The following is a 17,635-nucleotide window of genomic DNA, read 5'->3' as shown; positions in this document are numbered from 1 at the left end:
CATAGGATTCTCCTGCTAGTATATTTTAGCAGTTAATCTCTATTTCTAAGTGTTCTTATTTATTGGGGGGATTACCATAAGTTTGTAAATAATTTTTCATAACCTCTAGCAGTATCTTCTGTATAAATATCAATTTCATTTATTTCTTGAAACAGTACACTTATAGCACTTCTAGCTTCCAGGCTTCTAGTTGGAATGTCAACTTCTATCATTTTATCTACACCCCACAGCTTTATTCTTGTTACCAGCGATAATTTCTGGAGAATGTGTAGCTAAAATAAACTGAGACCCTGTATTAGCTAGGAAGATAGTATCTGCCAGCTTTTCTTGCCATCCTAAGTGTAAAGATAATTCAGGCTCATCTATAATAAAAATATTATTTTGATTGAAATAAGAATGTGCGAAAATAACAAGTAGCTGCCTTTCACCTGAAGATAAACCTTCAATAGTACATTCGTTACCGTCAGGTCTTTTTACCACTAATTGACCAACTGTATCAATTTCTAAACGCTTACCAGAATCTTGGTAAAAATTATTAACAGTATTAAGAAAATCATTGATTGGCTTGTAATAACCATCATTTCTAGATTTATGCTCATCTATTATATCCACTATCTTATACATTCTTTCAATTTGAGCTTTATTCAATAAAAACTCAATTTTATATTTATTTTCTGAAGATATGCCATCAAACATACTATTCAGCTTTTTAAAAAATAGATCAACCTCCTCATTTACTGAAGAATCAAAATCAATAATATTTATAAGAGCACTTTTTATCTCACTCTCTCTTTTTAGTAACTTTTTTCTCTCATTTCTACCTACACTAATATTAAATAATTCATTTTCGTCAAAATTTAAATACTTAAAAGAAGAGACAAGGATTTGATTTCTAAGAACCTGTGTTTGCTCCACCTCCAAATCTCTTATATATTTATAAGCATTTTTTACAAGAAACTCTATTTCCATAAGACCAGAACCTATAGTTCCTTCTACAAATCTTTTCTCTCTTACAATATTATGCTTTCTAATATAGTCAATTCTAAATAAAATAGATACATGAGGTTTTTACGCGAAACTGGAATAAATTTTTCTGGCTTGCTGTGCCTGCGCAGACAGAGGCTGCGAAAAATCAATTTCAGTTCCGCTGTATCGTTTTTATACTGGACTAACTATATTTAACCAAGCTTCACGTTCTAAGAAATAATCACTATTCGGTTTTTCACAATCAGTACGTCTATCTAGTCCTAGAAAAACTGGTGAAGATATTTTCGAAATAGATTCAATAACAGGATGCGAGCTATATCTATAGTTTATCTCTTCCAAAAACTCTTCAAACCTATTATCTTTCCTACGTTTCGTTTCAGAAACGATATCAGGCCTATAGTTTATTTCCAATATATCTTCGACATTATTTATTCCAAAAAACAATGTATCTTCCCTTTTATAAGAATATATACAAAGTTCTTCTCTATCAATATGTAGTGTTAAATAGCATTCATCAAAGGGTGTTTTAAGAAGCTCTCTAAAATCTGGCATTATCAAAGAATTGATTAATTTTAAAGCTGTTGTTTTTCCTGAGCCATTCCTCCCAACAAGAAAGTTTTTATCTTTATGGAACTCTATTTTAAAATCTAAGTAACCGAAAACACCTGTAGCTTCAAATCCTTTTATTACCATTGATAACCTCTATAAATCTATTCATATTTTATTTTATAACGCTTTCAAGCCTTAGGCTTGTGCCATTATCGACGGCAAGCTATACTTCTCACTAATTTTCTCTATCAAATTAAATATCAACTATCTTCGCAAAACCTCTACCATTAAAAATGAATGTTTACCACAAAGTACGATAGATAATAGCACACAAATATTCAGTTAAATGGCAATATTAATGGTACCCTAGAGAACTAACCAGTAGACAATAAAAAACGCCATCACAATTGTGACAGCGTTTTTTATTACTATAGATACTTACGCTTTATTTACAACGCTTTCAACTGCTCCATCTGCGCCGTCATCGCCGTCAACTGCCCTTCTAGCTCAGCCAGTTTCGCTTTTTCCGCATCGACTACTTCTACAGGTGCTTTACTGACAAAGCCTTCATTACCGAGCTTACGTGCGATACCTTCGGATTGACCTTTCAACTTATCATATGACTTACCTAAGCGTGCCAGCTCAGCCGTTGGATCAATCAGCCCTTTCATCGGTACGAGTACCCGTAGCTGACCGACCATACTTGATGATGATAGTGGCACCTCATCGCCCTCTTTCAGTATCTCTAGGCTCTCGACTTTGGCAAGCGCTTTGAACTGGTTTTTGATACGTGATAGACGCGCATCTTCATCAGCAGAGATATTTTGTAGTAGCACTGGCAGACGTACCGCATTGCCCAGCTTCATCTCGCCGCGGATATTACGGACGCTGGCGATAAGCTCCTGTAGCCACGCCATATCCGCCTCAGTTTGCTCACTGATTTGGGCAGTATCGGTTTGTGGATAGTCAGCAACGACGATACTGTCGGTATTTTTGCGACCCAATAGCGGCGCAACCGTCTGCCAAATTTGCTCGGTCAGATAAGGCATGATTGGATGGCTAAAGCGTAGCGCCGTCTCAAGCACATGCAGCAATACATAGCGGATTTGCGCTTTGCGCTCGTCCGATACCGAGTCATCATTGAGGCTGGCTTTGGCAAGCTCAACATACCAATCACAGTACTCATTCCAGATAAACTCATAGATATCATGGCTGACCATATCGAGGCGATACTGGGTAAAATGCTGATGAATATTGCTAATGGTCGAGTTTAGACGGCTCATGATCCACTTTTCTGGTAATTCCCAAACATCCATGTTGGCCGCTTGGTCAATCGCTTGCGCATTACCTTCTTTATCCACACAATTCATCAATACAAAGCGGCTGGCATTCCAGATTTTATTACAGAAGTTACGATAACCTTCGACACGTTTTAGATCAAAGTTGATATCGCGACCGGTACTGGCCAAGGACGTAAAGGTAAAACGTAGCGCATCGGTGCCAAAGGCTGGAATGCCTTCAGGGAACTCTTTACGCGTTTGCTTTTCAATTTTCGCCGCGTCTTTTGGATTCATCATATTACTGGTGCGTTTTTCTACCAGCGCTTCGAGATCAATACCATCGATCAAATCGATTGGGTCTAAGACATTACCTTTCGATTTGGACATCTTCTGACCATTGCCATCACGCACTAGACCATGAACATAGACGGTCTTAAACGGTACTTGCGGCGTACCATCTTCGTTTTTGACGAAGTGCATGGTCATCATGATCATGCGAGCTACCCAAAAGAAGATAATATCAAAGCCGGTGACCAAGACGCTGGTCGGGTGAAAGGTTTTAAGGACGCGTGGATCAGCATTGACGTCTGCCCAATCAAGCGTACTAAACGTCCAAAGTCCCGAGCTAAACCACGTATCAAGCACGTCATCATCTTGGCGTAATTTTACGTCGTCGCTTAGATTGTATTTAGTGCGGACTTCCGCTTCATCACGCGCCACATAAATCTCGCCAGTCGCATCGTCATACCACGCTGGGATACGATGTCCCCACCACAACTGACGGCTGATACACCAGTCTTGTAGATTATTCATCCACGCCATATACATGTTTTTGTACTGCGCAGGGACGAACTCGATGCTGCCATCTTCGACCGCGTCAATCGCAGGGCCAGCCAGCTTATTGACAGCGACGTACCATTGATCGGTCAACCATGGCTCAACAATCGTACCGCCACGCTCAGCGCGCGGGGCTTTAAGGGCGTAGTCTTCGATGTCTTCTAGCCAGCCTTGCTCGCTTGCTTGCTCAACAAGGAATTTACGCGCCGCAAAACGTTCAAGTCCAGCGTATTCACTTGGTGTGGTTTCTAACGTTGGCTCACGGACTTGCAAGTCAGCGTAAACCTCCATTGCTGGCAAAATGTTAGCGCGCTCATCAAGGATATTAATCAACGGCAAGTTATGACGACGACCGAGTTCATAATCGTTAAAATCATGCGCTGGGGTAATTTTTACACAGCCGGTACCAAAATCGATATCAACATAATCATCGGCAACGATAGGCACAATGCGACCAGTAATCGGCAAAGTAATGGTTTTGCCAATCAAATGCGCGTAACGTTCGTCCTTTGGATTGACCGCAACAGCGGTATCACCCAGTAAAGTTTCAGGGCGCGTGGTCGCTACAACTAAGTAGTTTTTACCATCTTGAGTAATTAAGTCTTTATCAGTGAAATGATAGCGGAAATGCCACAAACTGCCTTTTTCGTCGACGTTTTCTACTTCTAAATCCGATAGCGCGGTTTGGAATTTAGGATCCCAATTCACCAAACGCTTACCACGATAAATTAAGCCATCATCAAACAAACGCACAAACACTTCTTTTACCGCATTGGATAAACCATCGTCCATGGTAAAGCGCTCACGCGACCAATCGACCGAGCTGCCCAAACGGCGAATCTGACGGGTGATATTGTCACCCGACTCTTCTTTCCACTCCCACACTTTATCGATAAAGTCTTCACGCGTCATATCACGGCGCTTGATACCTTGTGCTTCTAGACGACGCTCAACCACCATTTGGGTCGCAATACCCGCATGATCCGTACCCGGTTGCCAAAGCGTATTGTCACCATCCATGCGGTGATAACGCGTTAGCGCATCCATGATGGCATTGTTAAAGCCATGGCCCATATGCAGCGAACCAGTGACGTTCGGTGGTGGCAGCGCGATAGAAAACGACTCGTCTTTATCAAAGCTTGGCTTAAAGTAGCCGCTATCTTCCCAGCCTTGATACATGCCCGCTTCGACCTCGGCAGGGTTGTAGGCGTTTTCTAATTGGCTTAAGGCGGCTTGAATAGATTCGGTTAGGTTGGTTTTAGTGTTTGTCGTAGTATTGATATTAGGAGTACTCATAATAGAATGGTCTTTTATTAAAAATGAATGTGGTCAAACAAATACGTTGAGAATAAGGAAAATAATTAATAGAGTGATTTTAACGCAGATAGCCATATTTTGTTAGATGCTAAGGTAATTTATCAGGCTTGTAACGTGTCATTGCCCTGTTAATAACCTTAAATATCAATAAATAACCGCAATCAGCTGAACTTCCCACAAAAGGAATCCTAGTCGTGTTATAAAATATGGGTGATGCGAGAACTTATATAGTTATCGTATAGCATAATAAATGGCGTCTTTATCCTAAAATAATAATCTGATAAATAGCGAGCTGACCGTGTCCCAAGATACCGAGCACACCTATAACAATAGCAGCCACTCTGAAGCTGATAAAATAGACGATAAGCACTCGACTGATGATAGTGCTCATCAACAATCTAGTGCTGGAGATAAAGACGTTAACGATGCTGATATGGCAGAAGACAATGATGTTAGAGAAAGCTTAAAGGACGAAGATTTCTCTGAGGATATTAGCGAGGCAGACAAAGAAACCATCAAAAAAGTCGCTAACGATGACAATTTAAGTCAAGCAAAAAGCTATGCCAGTATCTTGGTTGAGCAAGTTATGGATGCCAGAGAAACCTTTGAGCGTTCGCTTGGCTCGCTATTTACCAGCGCTTTTACCGCTGGACTTGAGATTGGTATCAGCTTCTTTATGATTTTATCGGCTTTTGCACTATTGAGTGGCGTATTACCCAGCCATTACGCTATCGTACTCGCCTCCCTACTTTACCCGATTGGCTTTATCATCGTGGTCATCGGTCAGTCGCTGTTATTTACCGAACAAACCTCGCTGTTAAGCCTACCTGTGCTCAATAAAATCGAACCCTTACACAAGCTGCTACGCCTTTGGGGCATTGTCATCGCAGGTAACGTCGTTGGCGGCTGCTTATTTGCGGCATTGATGATAGGTTTGGGTTTAAATATGCAGCTGTTTAGTGTCAGCGACATTGACGCGTATGCCGAGCATGTTTTAGGGTTTAGATGGTGGGTAATATTTGGCAGTGCCATCTTGGCAGGCTGGATGATGGGCGTCACCGCGTGGCTCGTGACTTCAGCGCGCGATACCCTTAGCCGCATTGTCTTGGTGACGCTTATTACTGGCAGTATTGGGTTTTTAGGATTGCATCACAGTATCGTGGGCAATATCGAAATATTCTCAGCCTTGATTTATGGCAATACCGTCAGTTTGGGGCGCTACTTGCTATTTTTGACGGTGATATTGCTGGGCAATACCGTCGGCGGCGTGGTGTTTGTGGCGGTACTTAAAAACCGTACTTTCTTATTTCAAATCGAAAAAGTGAAAGAACAAACCGCTAAAGACAAGTTAGAGACAAGCAAAAAAACCCGCCGACCTTGATTGGTATTGGTTAATACTATAAATAGATAAGTTGCCTATTACCCCTAACAAGGTTCAAACCTGTTATGGGGTTTCATGATTAAGCAATAACGATAGTCTGTTCAATATAATGTGGATACGTCTATATTCAATCATTCCTGCCTACAGCATACGTGCTGCCAACACACTACTTTCTATCTCAGACTTTCTCAATTTATTGTGCCGAGCGCTAAATATACGCACCAAAATGCCTGCCGTTAGGAACATTACCAAGGTATAAATGGCGGGCATCATCGACATATCGTAGTTAGATAATAGCGTTAATGCCATAAATATCGATAAAGTACTGTTTTGTAAACCGACCTCTAGCGTCACCGAAGTTCTTTGCGCTAAGTTAAGGCCGAACCATTTGCTACTATAATAACCGAGCGCCATGGTTGAGACGTTTAATAATACTGATACAGGGCCGGTCGCGATAAAGGCATCGACAATGATATCGCGTTGCACATAACCCAAAAACAGCACTAAAAACGTTAAAAAAATTACCCCAAATCTAGACACATATAGTTGTGAGCGATCGGCGACTTTTGGCGCATAACTTTTAATCAACATCCCGATACTAATAGGCACAATCGTCAGCAATACCAAGGTAAGCACGGTTTTTAATACTGGCAATTCAAACTCGCTACCGCTGCCCATAAAATAAATCAATGAAAAGCTCAGCACAATAGGAATGGTAAATACAGTAATAACGCTGGCAATCGCCGTCATTGTTACCGACAGTGCCACATCGCCTTTGGCCAAATAGGTAAACAAGTTTGAGGTGGTGCCGCCCGGACACAATACCAGCAGCATAACTCCGACAGCATACTCTGGGCGTAATGGCATGATATTGGCTAAGGCAAAGCCAATGATTGGCAACAGTATCAACTGATTGGTCAAGCCTATACCGACGGCTTTGGGGTACTTCAACACTCGTTTAAAGTCATTGGTAACAAGGGTCAGACCCATACCCATCATGATTAAAAACAAGCAAATAGGAATAACAACTGAATTTACTAAAGTGACTAGCGCCAAACTTTCCATAACTACATCCCTGTAGATAAGACCTATCGCTAGGTCAGTTTATAGTGATTAAATGCGGTTTGATTAGCGATCCTTGCTAATGCTTTTTCATACTTATTAATGGCTATTTATCGTTAATAACACTTATAAATGACGTTCATCGCTCGTTTTAAACAAGGCTCATTTTAAATAAGGGCCGCTTTCAACAATTTGTTATAGCATATTTCACATCATGCTACTGCTAATTATCGACAATAATTAACAAGTGACAAGTTATAATCGATAAAGCGAGTATATAGCGCAGAAGTGCTATACATTTGCTTTATTCAACGACTCATCAGTCAAAGTCGAAATATGGGGATTTTGTAAGAATAAAGGGGAGTTTAGCGAGATTAAATGAGAGTGTTAGCCACGATCTTTTAGATAATTTGGGTTGTGATAATTTAGATACTGAATAACTTATTCGTTAAGTAAAGATCATTAAATAGCTATTACAGTATAAATATTTATTTTTTAAAATTATTGGTATTGACTCTGATTGGAGCTTTAGTAGGATTTTCAGTACTAAGTACGGCGGTACCATAGGCAATGGCTTCAACCATGCTGCCCAATTGATTGATATTACTGACCTCAAAGCGTAAACCGTAGATATAATTATAGCCTTTCGCCTGCGCTTGGCTGCGCATACGCACCGCAGCTTCACGGCGGGCGCGATCGAGCAAGGTTTCATAAGTGGTCAGGTTTTTACCAAAGATACTTAAAACGCGAGCAATGACCATTTTAAAATAATCTTGTGCAATCACCACGCTGCCCATGACCAGCTCACCCTCAGTGTTGGCGGCAAGCTTCGGCACATAAAAGCGCTCCGTCGATACGATAATATGGCTGAGCTCTTTTTCTGCAATTTTTAAGCGTACCAAGTGCTGACGCTCATGCCGTGAGCCAAAAAACCACCCGAGCACAAACAGTACGATAAGCGGCGCGTAGTTCATTAGCATTTGGGTCAGGGAGTTATTCATCAGACGTCTCGTAGCAGCAAAAAGCGTCGCCGCGCTTTTTATAGTTCATTAACCAAAAGGGTTGAAACGTGGTAAATCGTCATCAGCCTTTGGTGCTTGAGGCGCTGCTTGACTGTGACCTTGATTATTATTGTGACTCTGATCGTAATTATGATTATTAAAATCATCATGACCCGAGTGATTGTTTGGTGGTTGCTGCGATTGATGAGAAGTGGACTGCTGCGGCATCGGTACGGCTTTCACCGCTGTCCCATAAACAAACAGCTCAGCGGCACCTTGCGCAATGCTAGAAGTCGAAAACCGCAAGCCCACGACTGCATCAGCGCCTAAGGCTTCTGCCTTAATAACCATCCGATCGATCGCTTCTTGACGTGATTCGTCTAACAGCTCGGTATAAGCGGTTAGCTCGCCGCCGACGATGTTTTTGAGACCAGCAAACAAGTCTTTACCAACATGCTTTGAGCGCACGGTACTCCCGTATACGACGTCTAAACGCTCGGTAATATGATAGTTGGGCAAGTGCTCAAGATTGGAGAGTTGCACAGTCATGGTACAGCCTTATCGGTAACTTATAGAGGGTTCAATGAATATTTAGGGGTTCAGCGAATATTAATAAAAGATGCTTATAGACAGCATTTATTAATAGACCGCGTTTATTGGATTAATGTACCCAAAAACGCCATCTATCTACCTATTTATTATCTGTTTATAAACAATTCTAGTCATTGGTATGGAACAATAAAAACAGCTCCGTTAAATTACCTTCAATACTATTAGCCATTTGTACCATTTTATCTTCGTCGGCACGCATTTGCGCCAGCTCTGGATCCTCATCATCGATGCCACTTAGCACAATCATCGGCAAGGTTAAGACCGCTACATCTTCTGCGGTTTCTTCATCTTCAAACCAATCACTGGCTTCATCACCATACATCGCATCGACAAAGCCAATCGACCAAGCAACGATATCAGAGTCGTCTGAAAAATCAACCGCCACTTCTTCATTACCTGCGTCTTCACCAAATGGTAGCTCAATTGGCGTCTCGTTTTTCAGCTCAGCCATAATCGATTCGCGCCAGCGCTGGATACCGTCAATCACGTTTTCAGGGATTTCACTGACATGACCTTCAAACAGCGCCTCTATCCAATTTGGCAATGGACGTCCAATGACAGTCGCGGTCAAAAAACCATGGGTAGCGACACTATCAAGCACAAACGCGCTTTCTTCATTGTCCAAATAGTCTAATAATTCATCGAAACTGAGTGGGTTATTCATAGTGTGGTGGTCCTTGGAGGATAGATTACGTCAGGCGCAATAAATAGGTTATGAAATATAAAAGGGCGAGAAATCTAAGGATTAAATTAAAAAAGATAAAAACTGTTTGAACTCATAAAACCAGCCCCAAACACTTTTATAAAACGCTGTTATAAAATATGTCTATTGATGAGAGCTGATTACAGCATAATTTTTAATAACCCAATAGCATTGAGAACAGTATTAAAAATACCTGACAACCAGCTTAGCACAATGCATGCGACATCAGGATGTCATGCTTGCTTATCAGGCTGATTACTTAACAACTTTCGGCTAAAAATCAGTGAGCAAGCGGTTTTGCTTTGTCATTAAACTGCAAACTGATGAGGGTAATGACGACTTAGAGATCGTCATCATCCCAGTCATCACCATCTTCATCAAAATTATCGATGTCATCAAGATCGTCTTTTAGCTCTTTAGCCAAACGTTTCTCTTCTAGCAAATTATCGATCAAGCGGCGTTTTTCAAGGCTACTTAAGCGTGTACGCACACTGGTCTCAGCCTCTTCCACCATCTTTGCATCGTCATCATCAACAAAGTCATCATCAAAATCGTCATCAATATCAGCGTCACTCATGACAAACTCCTATTATTTTTCGGCAAAAGTATTAAAAATACATGAATATATATATGCCTTATAAAGTCTCTATTGAGCGTTGTCAATCCTTTTTATTTCTATGACCTCGTTATGCGCAAAATTAAAGCGTGTACTGACGATTATTGCGCAGGCAATTGTAGAGGCTCATCTGTATCTAACGCTGCGGTTTACTCCTGCTCTTCAGTCTCTTCCGCCTCTTCAATCATTAGGACCGCATTACGCACATCTGCTAGGCGTTGTATCATGGCGTCATTACCGCCATCGAATATTGCACATTCGCGCTCATAAACGGTTGTTGGACGCATAATGCTTTGTACTTGTACATGATGACTGATTTGTTTAAGACCGGCATTAGGTAACAAAATAAGCATTTGCTCTTTTTTACCTACGCTATCCAATAGATGACTCATCGCTTCGACTTGGGCATTGTCACTTACCCCAGCTTTTGCTGGTAGGGCAAATCGTGATAGCTCGATATGCTTATCATGAATGATTTTATTCAGCATCAGATACAGTTTGCCGAGCATCACGCCTGCCAATGCGACTTTGGCGTGGCTATTATCTGCTTTTAGCATCACATAAGTACCGCTTTCATCAAAGTGGGGCTCATTGAGCGCGCTGACCCCAAGCAACAATGGCTGTTTAAGTAATTCGGTCACTGCTTGATTCAATAGCTGGGTACATAATGCCAAATAAGGCAGACGCTGCGACGGTGCTAAGCGCTCAAGCATATTGAACTCATCATGAAAGACAATCTGGACGCTGACACTGTCGAACGGGCGGGTCGCAGACAGTCTGGCAGCAGTACTCGCTTTGTGGCTGCTACTATTAGTAGCCGTCACTTCGTCTTGTATACTGTCCGTTTCATTACTGACGACACTATCTAGCGGATGGTTATTGTTATGGTCTTCAGCTTCATTGTCATCATTGTTCAGTGCTGCATCCTGACCCTGTTGCCCTCTAACATACTGATTTACGGCACTATGGATGTCTAATTTTCGAGTATTTGTTTTTTTACCACTGGTATCATGAGCTGTTTCTTTAACTACGCTATCAAAACCAGTTGAGTCAGATTTAAGGCTAGGGTCAGAGTTATACTCTGATTCACTGTCACGCTCAAAATTTCGTTCATAACCACGCTCAAATTCACGTTGATCGAGTTGTCTATACTGCTCGCGATGCAAATCTTGAATATCACGGCTCAGCGCATTGATTTGCTCTCTGGATGGACGCGCAATATAGCCATAGATCAGCCATAGCAATAAATGTAGCAACATCGAGCCAATAACAAACGGCCATTGCATGGCGATAATCTCACCCTTGCTAATGTCTTTTAGCGTCAAGGCCACACTACCGATGACCGCATCGCCTTTGGTCGCGATTTGACTAATGGTATCACCTTGCTGCATCGGCGCATTACCAACCGGTACCAATATATCGCCATTATTGTCTTTAATCAGTATGCGGGTCACGTCCTGCTCACTGGTATAGCGATTGGCAATGACGCTTAGACTGACGCGGTCTTTATTTTCTAAAGATAAGCGTGCTTCATCGATGAGCTGGGCGACCATTTGCTCGCCCTTTTGGGCACGGCTGTTGGTCAGCTGCTGATCGATACTGATGACCAATAATAGGGTCTGCAAACAAAAACTAACCAGAAGAATAATGGCAAACAACCCTTGCCGCGGCGCTAAATACATCATGATATGTTAAACTTTTTTGGATAAATGGAATTAAAAAACGAGGCTATGGCTCATTTTCTGGAAGAATATGCAGCTATCTTTGTTTAATATACTTTTGCTCAATCTACTTTGGCTCTGTATAACCACGCCGCCTCTAAGCGACGGACACGTCATAAAAAGCTATTTCATAAGAAGTTATTCAATAAAGCGCTATTTCATAAGCATCAAATAATTATTCAATAAAACTCAATCCATGAGACCTTGCCATCGTACAGGAGATTTGTTGTGCAAGTATGTTTGGCTCAGGCGTAAATCAAAAAACCTCCCGCTCATTTCTCCTACTATATCACCATAGTAAGGGTTATGGCGTCAGCTAATATCATAAATTTATTGTAAGAATTTTCTTTTATTCCAAGGCGCTTTTTGGTGATGATAAGCATTTTTATCTGACTGTGAGACTTTGTACCTCATCTATAGGCGCTGCCGAGTAAAACTGTTATTATTCCTAATCTTATATCAGCATACAAGGGACAATTGAGCGATGCAAAAAAATACATCTTACTCGTTACCAAAAGACAGCAAAGCCTGGCAACAAGCCGTTGATTCTGTAGCATCATTATTGCCTGAGGGCACTAATCTGCAAGATTTTGATGCGCTGCAATCCTTGCCCGTATTTGCGTTGATTGTGGTATTGCCTACGCATGTATCCTCGCTCGACATTCATCAATATGTGCAATCATGGGTAGATGAGCAGCCTAACTGGCATTTGGTCACCGTGGCAGAAGATGCTGATGCCAATTTTGTTAATGTTGAGATTGCTGATATAGACACCACACAGCCATTCGCTAAGCGCTCGTTTGTCGATGTGCAAGTTTTCCGCTATTTACTGGTGCCGGTCACAGATACTCTGATGCATCCTGCTAAGAAGACGGCTGCAGCGCACATTATTGATGACCAATTGACCACGCGTTTGCGTCATGACTTAGCGGAAGACTATAAAAACTCGCAAAGCGCAAGCAGTGGCGACCACTTAGACGTTGTCGATTGTCACATCTTATCGGTCGGTCATATGTTACGCACTCATAAGCTGGCTTGCTTTGATATGGACTCTACTTTGATTGAGCAGGAAGTCATCGTTGAGCTGGCAAAAACCGCTGGGATTGGCGAGCAAGTAGAAGCCATTACCGAAGCAGCAATGCGCGGTGAAGTGGATTTTGATGAATCTTTTGCTCAGCGTGTGGCATTATTAAAAGGCATTCCAACGAGCGTGCTGGATGATATTTGCACGCGTTTGACCTTGTCAACAGGCGCGCGCACCACGATCAGTGCTCTTAAAGCCTTGGGGTATCATACAGTTCTAGTCTCAGGCGGCTTTACCTATTTTGCCCGCTATATCGCTGAGCAGTTAGGCATCGATGAAGTGCATGCCAATGCGCTAGATATCGACGAAGGCGAAGTCACCGGTCATGTGCAACTGCCTATTATTAATGGTGCTAAAAAAGCGGCGATTGCTGAGCATACCGCTGAGCGCATGGGCATTGATATGTCACAGGTAGTCTGCGTCGGTGATGGGGCCAATGATTTGCCGATGATGACTTTGGCTGATTTGGGCGTAGCGTTTAATGCTAAGCCCATCGTCCAAGCGCGTGCAGATGCTGCGGTCAATGTCACGGGGCTTGAAGGCGTCCTTTATGCGCTTGGCTATCCAGCCTTTTCCCGACCTAAATAATGATTAAACATGCTAAACCATGAGCTAGGTTAAGGGTTTATCTTTAGCCTAGCTCATGGTTGAAGCATATTTATACCTATATCTCTTTTACCCTATTTATCTCACCTTTAACTTGTTAAATAAGAAAGGAATGTCCATGACGGCATCACAATCCCCACGGCCAGATGCGCCGTCATCTTCCCATCATCTAGATAATGAGCATTTGATTAAAGAAAGCACACCTATTTATCACGATAATCCAAAACAGCTATTGGGTGTTTATGTCAAAGGTATTGCGATGGGTGCGGCGGACATAGTGCCCGGTGTTTCTGGCGGCACCATTGCCTTGATTGCGGGGATTTACGAGCGCTTGATTAATGCCTTAAGTAGCGTAGGTCCCAATCTTTGGCAGATATTTCGTCAAGAAGGCGGGCTTAAAGGCTTAATAGCGGTCTGGCGACAGGTCGATGCTACTTTTTTAGTGTGCTTATTACTCGGTATCGCCACCAGTTTTGCTACTTTAGCCGGACTTCTTAAGCATTTGTTGGACAATCAGCCTTTACTGATTTGGTCATTCTTTTTTGGTTTAGTGGTAGCCACTGTCTTTATCTTATTAACTGAGATTACACGCTGGAATATAGGACGGGTCGCATTATTTTTGCTGGGCGCTAGTAGCGCCATTGTGATTAGTAGCTTGCCGTTATTGACTACCGCACCGAGCCTACCCTATTTATTCCTTGCTGGCGCAATTGCCATTTGTGCGATGATATTACCCGGTATTTCGGGGTCATTTATTCTATTATTAATGGGCGCTTATGATTCGGTACTCGAAGCGGTGCATACGCTAAACTTTAGCATTATATTCACAGTCATTGCGGGTATGGCAACGGGGTTATTATTATTTACCCGCATGCTCAAGTGGTTGCTATCACGCTATTATCAAGCAACTCTTGCCTTGCTGACAGGCTTTATCGCCGGTTCGCTTGTGAAAGTATGGCCATGGAAAACTGATGCGCTAGGTACACTAAGTAGCGATGCCATCAACAATGTCATGCCGTGGCAATATCCTACTGGCGCTCATTGGCTGACTACTTTAGGTTTGATGCTGTTAGGAGCAGTGTTGGTAACTGCTTTATCGTGGTGGGGACGCCGCGGCGTTCGTCCTTAAAGCTAAATCTACGTTAAAAAGATATATTAAGTCCAAAAAGTGCCCATGATTGTGGCGCTTTTTTTGTTGGTCATAATGGCAGAATTTGCACAGTGTTTTCTTAATATGGTTTGAAAAAATCAAACGTCAGCTGTTGTCGCAAAGTCGTCACTAGCCTCTTTAGCTTTAGGTCGCAAACTTCCATAATGACGGTGTTGGAATTCACCTGATAAAGAGCGAGATGAACAATGTTATTAACCATATTTTCTATTTTTGCGAGTATGACATGGAGCGCTGGTGCCATATTGGGTACTGGTCTGCTAATGGGTTTGTTACTGGCGCTTGCCTTATCGTCGCAGCGTTGGTTGCTATGGTATCTGTTTGGCGGTATGGCATATTGGTTGGCGGTTGAAGCCATTCACAGTTTATTAACCTATTGGTTGGTGTTGTCAGAATGGCACAATTATGTGGTCGCTATGGGTATCAGCTGGTTGCCTTTGATTGCTTGGGTACTCTATAGAGCATTGCGTTACGAAGACGTCAGTCGCACCGTACATGAGCAACGTGAGCTACAAGCGGCGCGCTATATTGAACATACGCCTGTCTATGATGATGACTATCAGCCGCGCTTTCAGTAACTCAATAATTTATTAAGTTTGCCCCATTCATACTGCTGTCATTGAATGTTACAAGATACTTAAGACGCTCTACGTAACTCCTAAAGAATTGGAACCTATCATTCGTTCAATCGTTTATAATCTAATTATATATTTGTCGCCACAATTGTTATAAAGTACGCATTATTTTGCGTCTTATTTCTCATTCTTTAGGTTCTTTAGGAGTTCCATTATGTTTACTGTTCCTGTATTAGATATTAAGTCTGATCCATTAGATGTTTTATTGGCAATGATTGGTTATCGTTTATCAATGTTGGCTGATAGCGAAGATGGAGACGTTAAAGCGCTGTTTGCTGACCGTAAAGTCACCATCGAGCTTGCCAGCACTGAAGCTGATATCGCGCGCTATTATAGTTTTGATAATGGTACATTCAGCCAACATAGTGGTCATGCCAAAGAAGCGGATTTGACGATTAATTTTAAAGACTCAATGACAGGCGTTAAACTATTGACCAAAGGCAGTCTTCCTGCGTTTATGACCGCTGTGCAAGAAGGTAACTTGAGCATCGAGGGCGACTATAGCCTAATGATGTGGTTCAATAAGCTTGCCAAACATATCGTGCCAGCCGTTCCAGAACAATGCAAACCTTACATCAAGCAAGCCAAGCCTTATGCTTATAAAGCACAAAAATTTGCCAACCATTGGGTCGGTGTTGCTAAGCACAAGTTGGGTAAATAATTGAGTCACCTAGTTAAGTCGCTGACTTAACCTCTAACAAGCCACTTAGCACTATTCTGATTTTCTAAAAAGGTTGCGGTATACTATACGGCAACCTTTTTTATTGCCTAGATTTTATCGTCTTAACTTCATAAAAGGTAAAAACCCAAAGTTACTTAATTGTTCTTAATTTAAATAATAGCTATTAAATTATCTAACACTTCTAAATACCGTTATAAAAGGATTTATCTCATGGCAGGATTGCTTAATATCTCAGAACCGAATGCCAATAATCATACTGATATGACAATTAATAATAAAAACGCGTCCCATGATTCTTTAGCGACATTAGCAACAGACGCAACTAAAACCAAAATTAAGCAGCAAACACCTGATAAGCACAGCCGTGAACAGATTGCTCAGTTGTTCGACTTGCCGTTGATGGATTTGTTATTACAAGCTCAAACCATACATCGTCAGAACTTCATTGCCAATGAAGTACAAATTAGTACTTTGCTGTCTATTAAGACCGGTAACTGCCCTGAAGATTGCGGTTATTGCTCCCAGTCTGGTCATCACCGCGATACCACTAAGCTACAGGCAGAAAAACGTATTGAGGTCGATAAGGTCATTGCCGCTGCCAAACGCGCCAAAGCCACAGGCTCATCGCGTTTTTGTATGGGTGCAGCGTGGAAGCACCCGAGCGCCAAAGACATGCCTTATGTGGTCGAGTTAGTCAAAGAGGTGAAAGCCTTGGGGCTTGAAACCTGTATGACCCTTGGGATGCTAGATACAGATCAGGCTGCACAGTTGGCGGATGCAGGTTTAGACTATTACAATCATAATCTGGATACCTCAAGAAGCTACTACGAGCAAGTCGTCAGCACCCGCAGCTATGATGAGCGTCTAGATACCATTGCAAACGTACGCAACTCAGGTATTAACGTTTGCAGCGGTAATATCGTTGGCATGGGCGAAAGCCGTGATGATCGCATTGACTGGGTACATGAGCTGCTCAAAATGCCCAAAGCGCCCGAGTCGATTCCGGTCAATTTATTGGTGCCTATTCAAGGTACGCCGATTGGCGACAAGGTTTTAGCAGAAGGTCAGCTGCCCGTCCTTGAATGGATACGGACGATTGCTGTCACACGCATTTGCTGCCCAAGTAGCTATGTCCGTCTATCTGCTGGGCGCGAAAGCTTATCTGACTCTGAGCAAGCATTGGCATTTATGGCAGGGGCCAATTCATTCTTTTATGGTGATATGCTTCTGACCACAGGCAATGCCAGTCAATCAGGTGACGATAGACTGATGCGCGAGCTTGGTTTAACCAAGCAATTCGCCGCGCCACGAGCACCAAAGCATGTACCGGTTCTCGACGCCATGAGCGGTCATCAATCGCAAGTTGTCTTAGTAGAGTAAATGCCAAGTATGCC

The 17,635-nt window shown here is 42.3% G+C and carries 16 protein-coding genes; 6 read left to right on the top strand and 10 right to left on the bottom strand.

What is annotated here, in order from left to right:
* Positions 1-71: 71 nt before the first annotated feature.
* From JMX13_RS10590 to JMX13_RS10575, 4 genes are all read right to left on the bottom strand, one after another.
* The gene (locus tag JMX13_RS10590; protein ID WP_201612448.1) at positions 72-212 is read right to left on the bottom strand and encodes a hypothetical protein; all 141 of its coding nucleotides are present in this window, start codon (positions 210-212) and stop codon (positions 72-74) included.
* 1 nt (position 213) lies between these two features.
* On the bottom strand, positions 214-969 hold the full coding sequence (locus JMX13_RS10585; RefSeq protein WP_201612447.1) for an AAA family ATPase: 756 nt from the start codon (positions 967-969) through the stop codon (positions 214-216).
* Between the two features lie 189 nt (positions 970-1,158).
* Positions 1,159-1,680 carry an AAA family ATPase gene (locus tag JMX13_RS10580; protein WP_201612446.1) on the bottom strand — a complete coding sequence of 174 codons (522 nt, stop codon included), beginning with the start codon at positions 1,678-1,680 and terminating at the stop codon, positions 1,159-1,161.
* A 305-nt stretch (positions 1,681-1,985) separates the two neighbouring features.
* Positions 1,986-4,949, bottom strand: a complete 2,964-nt coding sequence (locus JMX13_RS10575; protein WP_201612445.1) for a valine--tRNA ligase — start codon at positions 4,947-4,949, stop codon at positions 1,986-1,988.
* Positions 4,950-5,268: 319 nt separating this feature from the next.
* Here JMX13_RS10575 and JMX13_RS10570 point away from each other — a divergent pair, with 319 nt between their 5' ends.
* Complete coding sequence (locus tag JMX13_RS10570; RefSeq protein WP_201612444.1) at positions 5,269-6,351, top strand: formate/nitrite transporter family protein; 1,083 nt, start codon at positions 5,269-5,271, stop codon at positions 6,349-6,351.
* Between the two features lie 141 nt (positions 6,352-6,492).
* Here JMX13_RS10570 and JMX13_RS10565 read toward each other — a convergent pair whose 3' ends face one another.
* The 6 genes from JMX13_RS10565 to JMX13_RS10540 form a co-directional block, all read right to left on the bottom strand.
* A complete protein-coding gene (locus tag JMX13_RS10565) occupies positions 6,493-7,416 on the bottom strand; it encodes a bile acid:sodium symporter family protein (RefSeq protein ID WP_201612443.1) in 924 nt (307 codons plus the stop codon).
* Between the two features lie 485 nt (positions 7,417-7,901).
* Positions 7,902-8,414 carry a YbjQ family protein gene (locus tag JMX13_RS10560; RefSeq protein ID WP_201612442.1) on the bottom strand — a complete coding sequence of 171 codons (513 nt, stop codon included), beginning with the start codon at positions 8,412-8,414 and terminating at the stop codon, positions 7,902-7,904.
* A gap of 48 nt (positions 8,415-8,462) precedes the next feature.
* A complete protein-coding gene (locus tag JMX13_RS13685; RefSeq protein WP_413786319.1) occupies positions 8,463-8,957 on the bottom strand; it encodes a YbjQ family protein in 495 nt (164 codons plus the stop codon).
* A 175-nt stretch (positions 8,958-9,132) separates the two neighbouring features.
* Complete coding sequence (locus JMX13_RS10550) at positions 9,133-9,690, bottom strand: UPF0149 family protein (RefSeq protein ID WP_201612441.1); 558 nt, start codon at positions 9,688-9,690, stop codon at positions 9,133-9,135.
* Positions 9,691-10,069: 379 nt separating this feature from the next.
* Positions 10,070-10,306, bottom strand: a complete 237-nt coding sequence (locus JMX13_RS10545) for a PA3496 family putative envelope integrity protein (RefSeq protein ID WP_045443968.1) — start codon at positions 10,304-10,306, stop codon at positions 10,070-10,072.
* 188 nt (positions 10,307-10,494) lie between these two features.
* Positions 10,495-12,030, bottom strand: coding sequence for a hypothetical protein (locus tag JMX13_RS10540; RefSeq protein WP_201612440.1), 1,536 nt, complete (start codon positions 12,028-12,030; stop codon positions 10,495-10,497).
* A gap of 520 nt (positions 12,031-12,550) precedes the next feature.
* On the opposite strand from JMX13_RS10540, the gene serB reads away from it, so the two are divergent.
* The 5 genes from serB to bioB all read left to right on the top strand — a co-directional run bounded on the left by serB (position 12,551) and on the right by bioB (position 17,621).
* Entirely contained in the window at positions 12,551-13,738 is a 1,188-nt protein-coding gene (gene serB / locus JMX13_RS10535) for a phosphoserine phosphatase SerB (protein WP_201612439.1), read from the top strand.
* Positions 13,739-13,874: 136 nt separating this feature from the next.
* Entirely contained in the window at positions 13,875-14,885 is a 1,011-nt protein-coding gene (locus JMX13_RS10530) for a DUF368 domain-containing protein (RefSeq protein ID WP_201612438.1), read from the top strand.
* Positions 14,886-15,112: 227 nt separating this feature from the next.
* Positions 15,113-15,502 carry an AciT family ciprofloxacin tolerance protein gene (gene aciT, locus JMX13_RS10525; protein WP_201612437.1) on the top strand — a complete coding sequence of 130 codons (390 nt, stop codon included), beginning with the start codon at positions 15,113-15,115 and terminating at the stop codon, positions 15,500-15,502.
* A gap of 211 nt (positions 15,503-15,713) precedes the next feature.
* Positions 15,714-16,220, top strand: a complete 507-nt coding sequence (locus JMX13_RS10520; protein WP_201612436.1) for a hypothetical protein — start codon at positions 15,714-15,716, stop codon at positions 16,218-16,220.
* Between the two features lie 231 nt (positions 16,221-16,451).
* Complete coding sequence (gene bioB, locus JMX13_RS10515) at positions 16,452-17,621, top strand: biotin synthase BioB (RefSeq protein ID WP_201612435.1); 1,170 nt, start codon at positions 16,452-16,454, stop codon at positions 17,619-17,621.
* Positions 17,622-17,635: the final 14 nt, after the last annotated feature.

Origin of the sequence: Psychrobacter immobilis (assembly GCF_904846285.1) — a bacterium.
GTDB classification, from domain to species: Bacteria; Pseudomonadota; Gammaproteobacteria; order Pseudomonadales; family Moraxellaceae; genus Psychrobacter; species Psychrobacter immobilis_D.
This window is presented reverse-complemented; position numbering and strand designations above follow the sequence as displayed.

Coding starts and splice junctions, on each gene's coding strand:
- aciT (WP_201612437.1), top strand. CDS start 15,113: ATGTTATTAACCATATTTTCTATTTTTGCGAGTATGACATGGAGCGCT.
- JMX13_RS10560 (WP_201612442.1), bottom strand. CDS start 8,414: ATGAATAACTCCCTGACCCAAATGCTAATGAACTACGCGCCGCTTATC.
- bioB (WP_201612435.1), top strand. CDS start 16,452: ATGGCAGGATTGCTTAATATCTCAGAACCGAATGCCAATAATCATACT.
- JMX13_RS10580 (WP_201612446.1), bottom strand. CDS start 1,680: ATGGTAATAAAAGGATTTGAAGCTACAGGTGTTTTCGGTTACTTAGAT.
- JMX13_RS10565 (WP_201612443.1), bottom strand. CDS start 7,416: ATGGAAAGTTTGGCGCTAGTCACTTTAGTAAATTCAGTTGTTATTCCT.
- JMX13_RS10530 (WP_201612438.1), top strand. CDS start 13,875: ATGACGGCATCACAATCCCCACGGCCAGATGCGCCGTCATCTTCCCAT.
- JMX13_RS10575 (WP_201612445.1), bottom strand. CDS start 4,949: ATGAGTACTCCTAATATCAATACTACGACAAACACTAAAACCAACCTA.
- JMX13_RS10590 (WP_201612448.1), bottom strand. CDS start 212: ATGATAGAAGTTGACATTCCAACTAGAAGCCTGGAAGCTAGAAGTGCT.
- JMX13_RS10585 (WP_201612447.1), bottom strand. CDS start 969: ATGGAAATAGAGTTTCTTGTAAAAAATGCTTATAAATATATAAGAGAT.
- JMX13_RS10550 (WP_201612441.1), bottom strand. CDS start 9,690: ATGAATAACCCACTCAGTTTCGATGAATTATTAGACTATTTGGACAAT.
- JMX13_RS10545 (WP_045443968.1), bottom strand. CDS start 10,306: ATGAGTGACGCTGATATTGATGACGATTTTGATGATGACTTTGTTGAT.
- serB (WP_201612439.1), top strand. CDS start 12,551: ATGCAAAAAAATACATCTTACTCGTTACCAAAAGACAGCAAAGCCTGG.
- JMX13_RS10520 (WP_201612436.1), top strand. CDS start 15,714: ATGTTTACTGTTCCTGTATTAGATATTAAGTCTGATCCATTAGATGTT.
- JMX13_RS10540 (WP_201612440.1), bottom strand. CDS start 12,030: ATGATGTATTTAGCGCCGCGGCAAGGGTTGTTTGCCATTATTCTTCTG.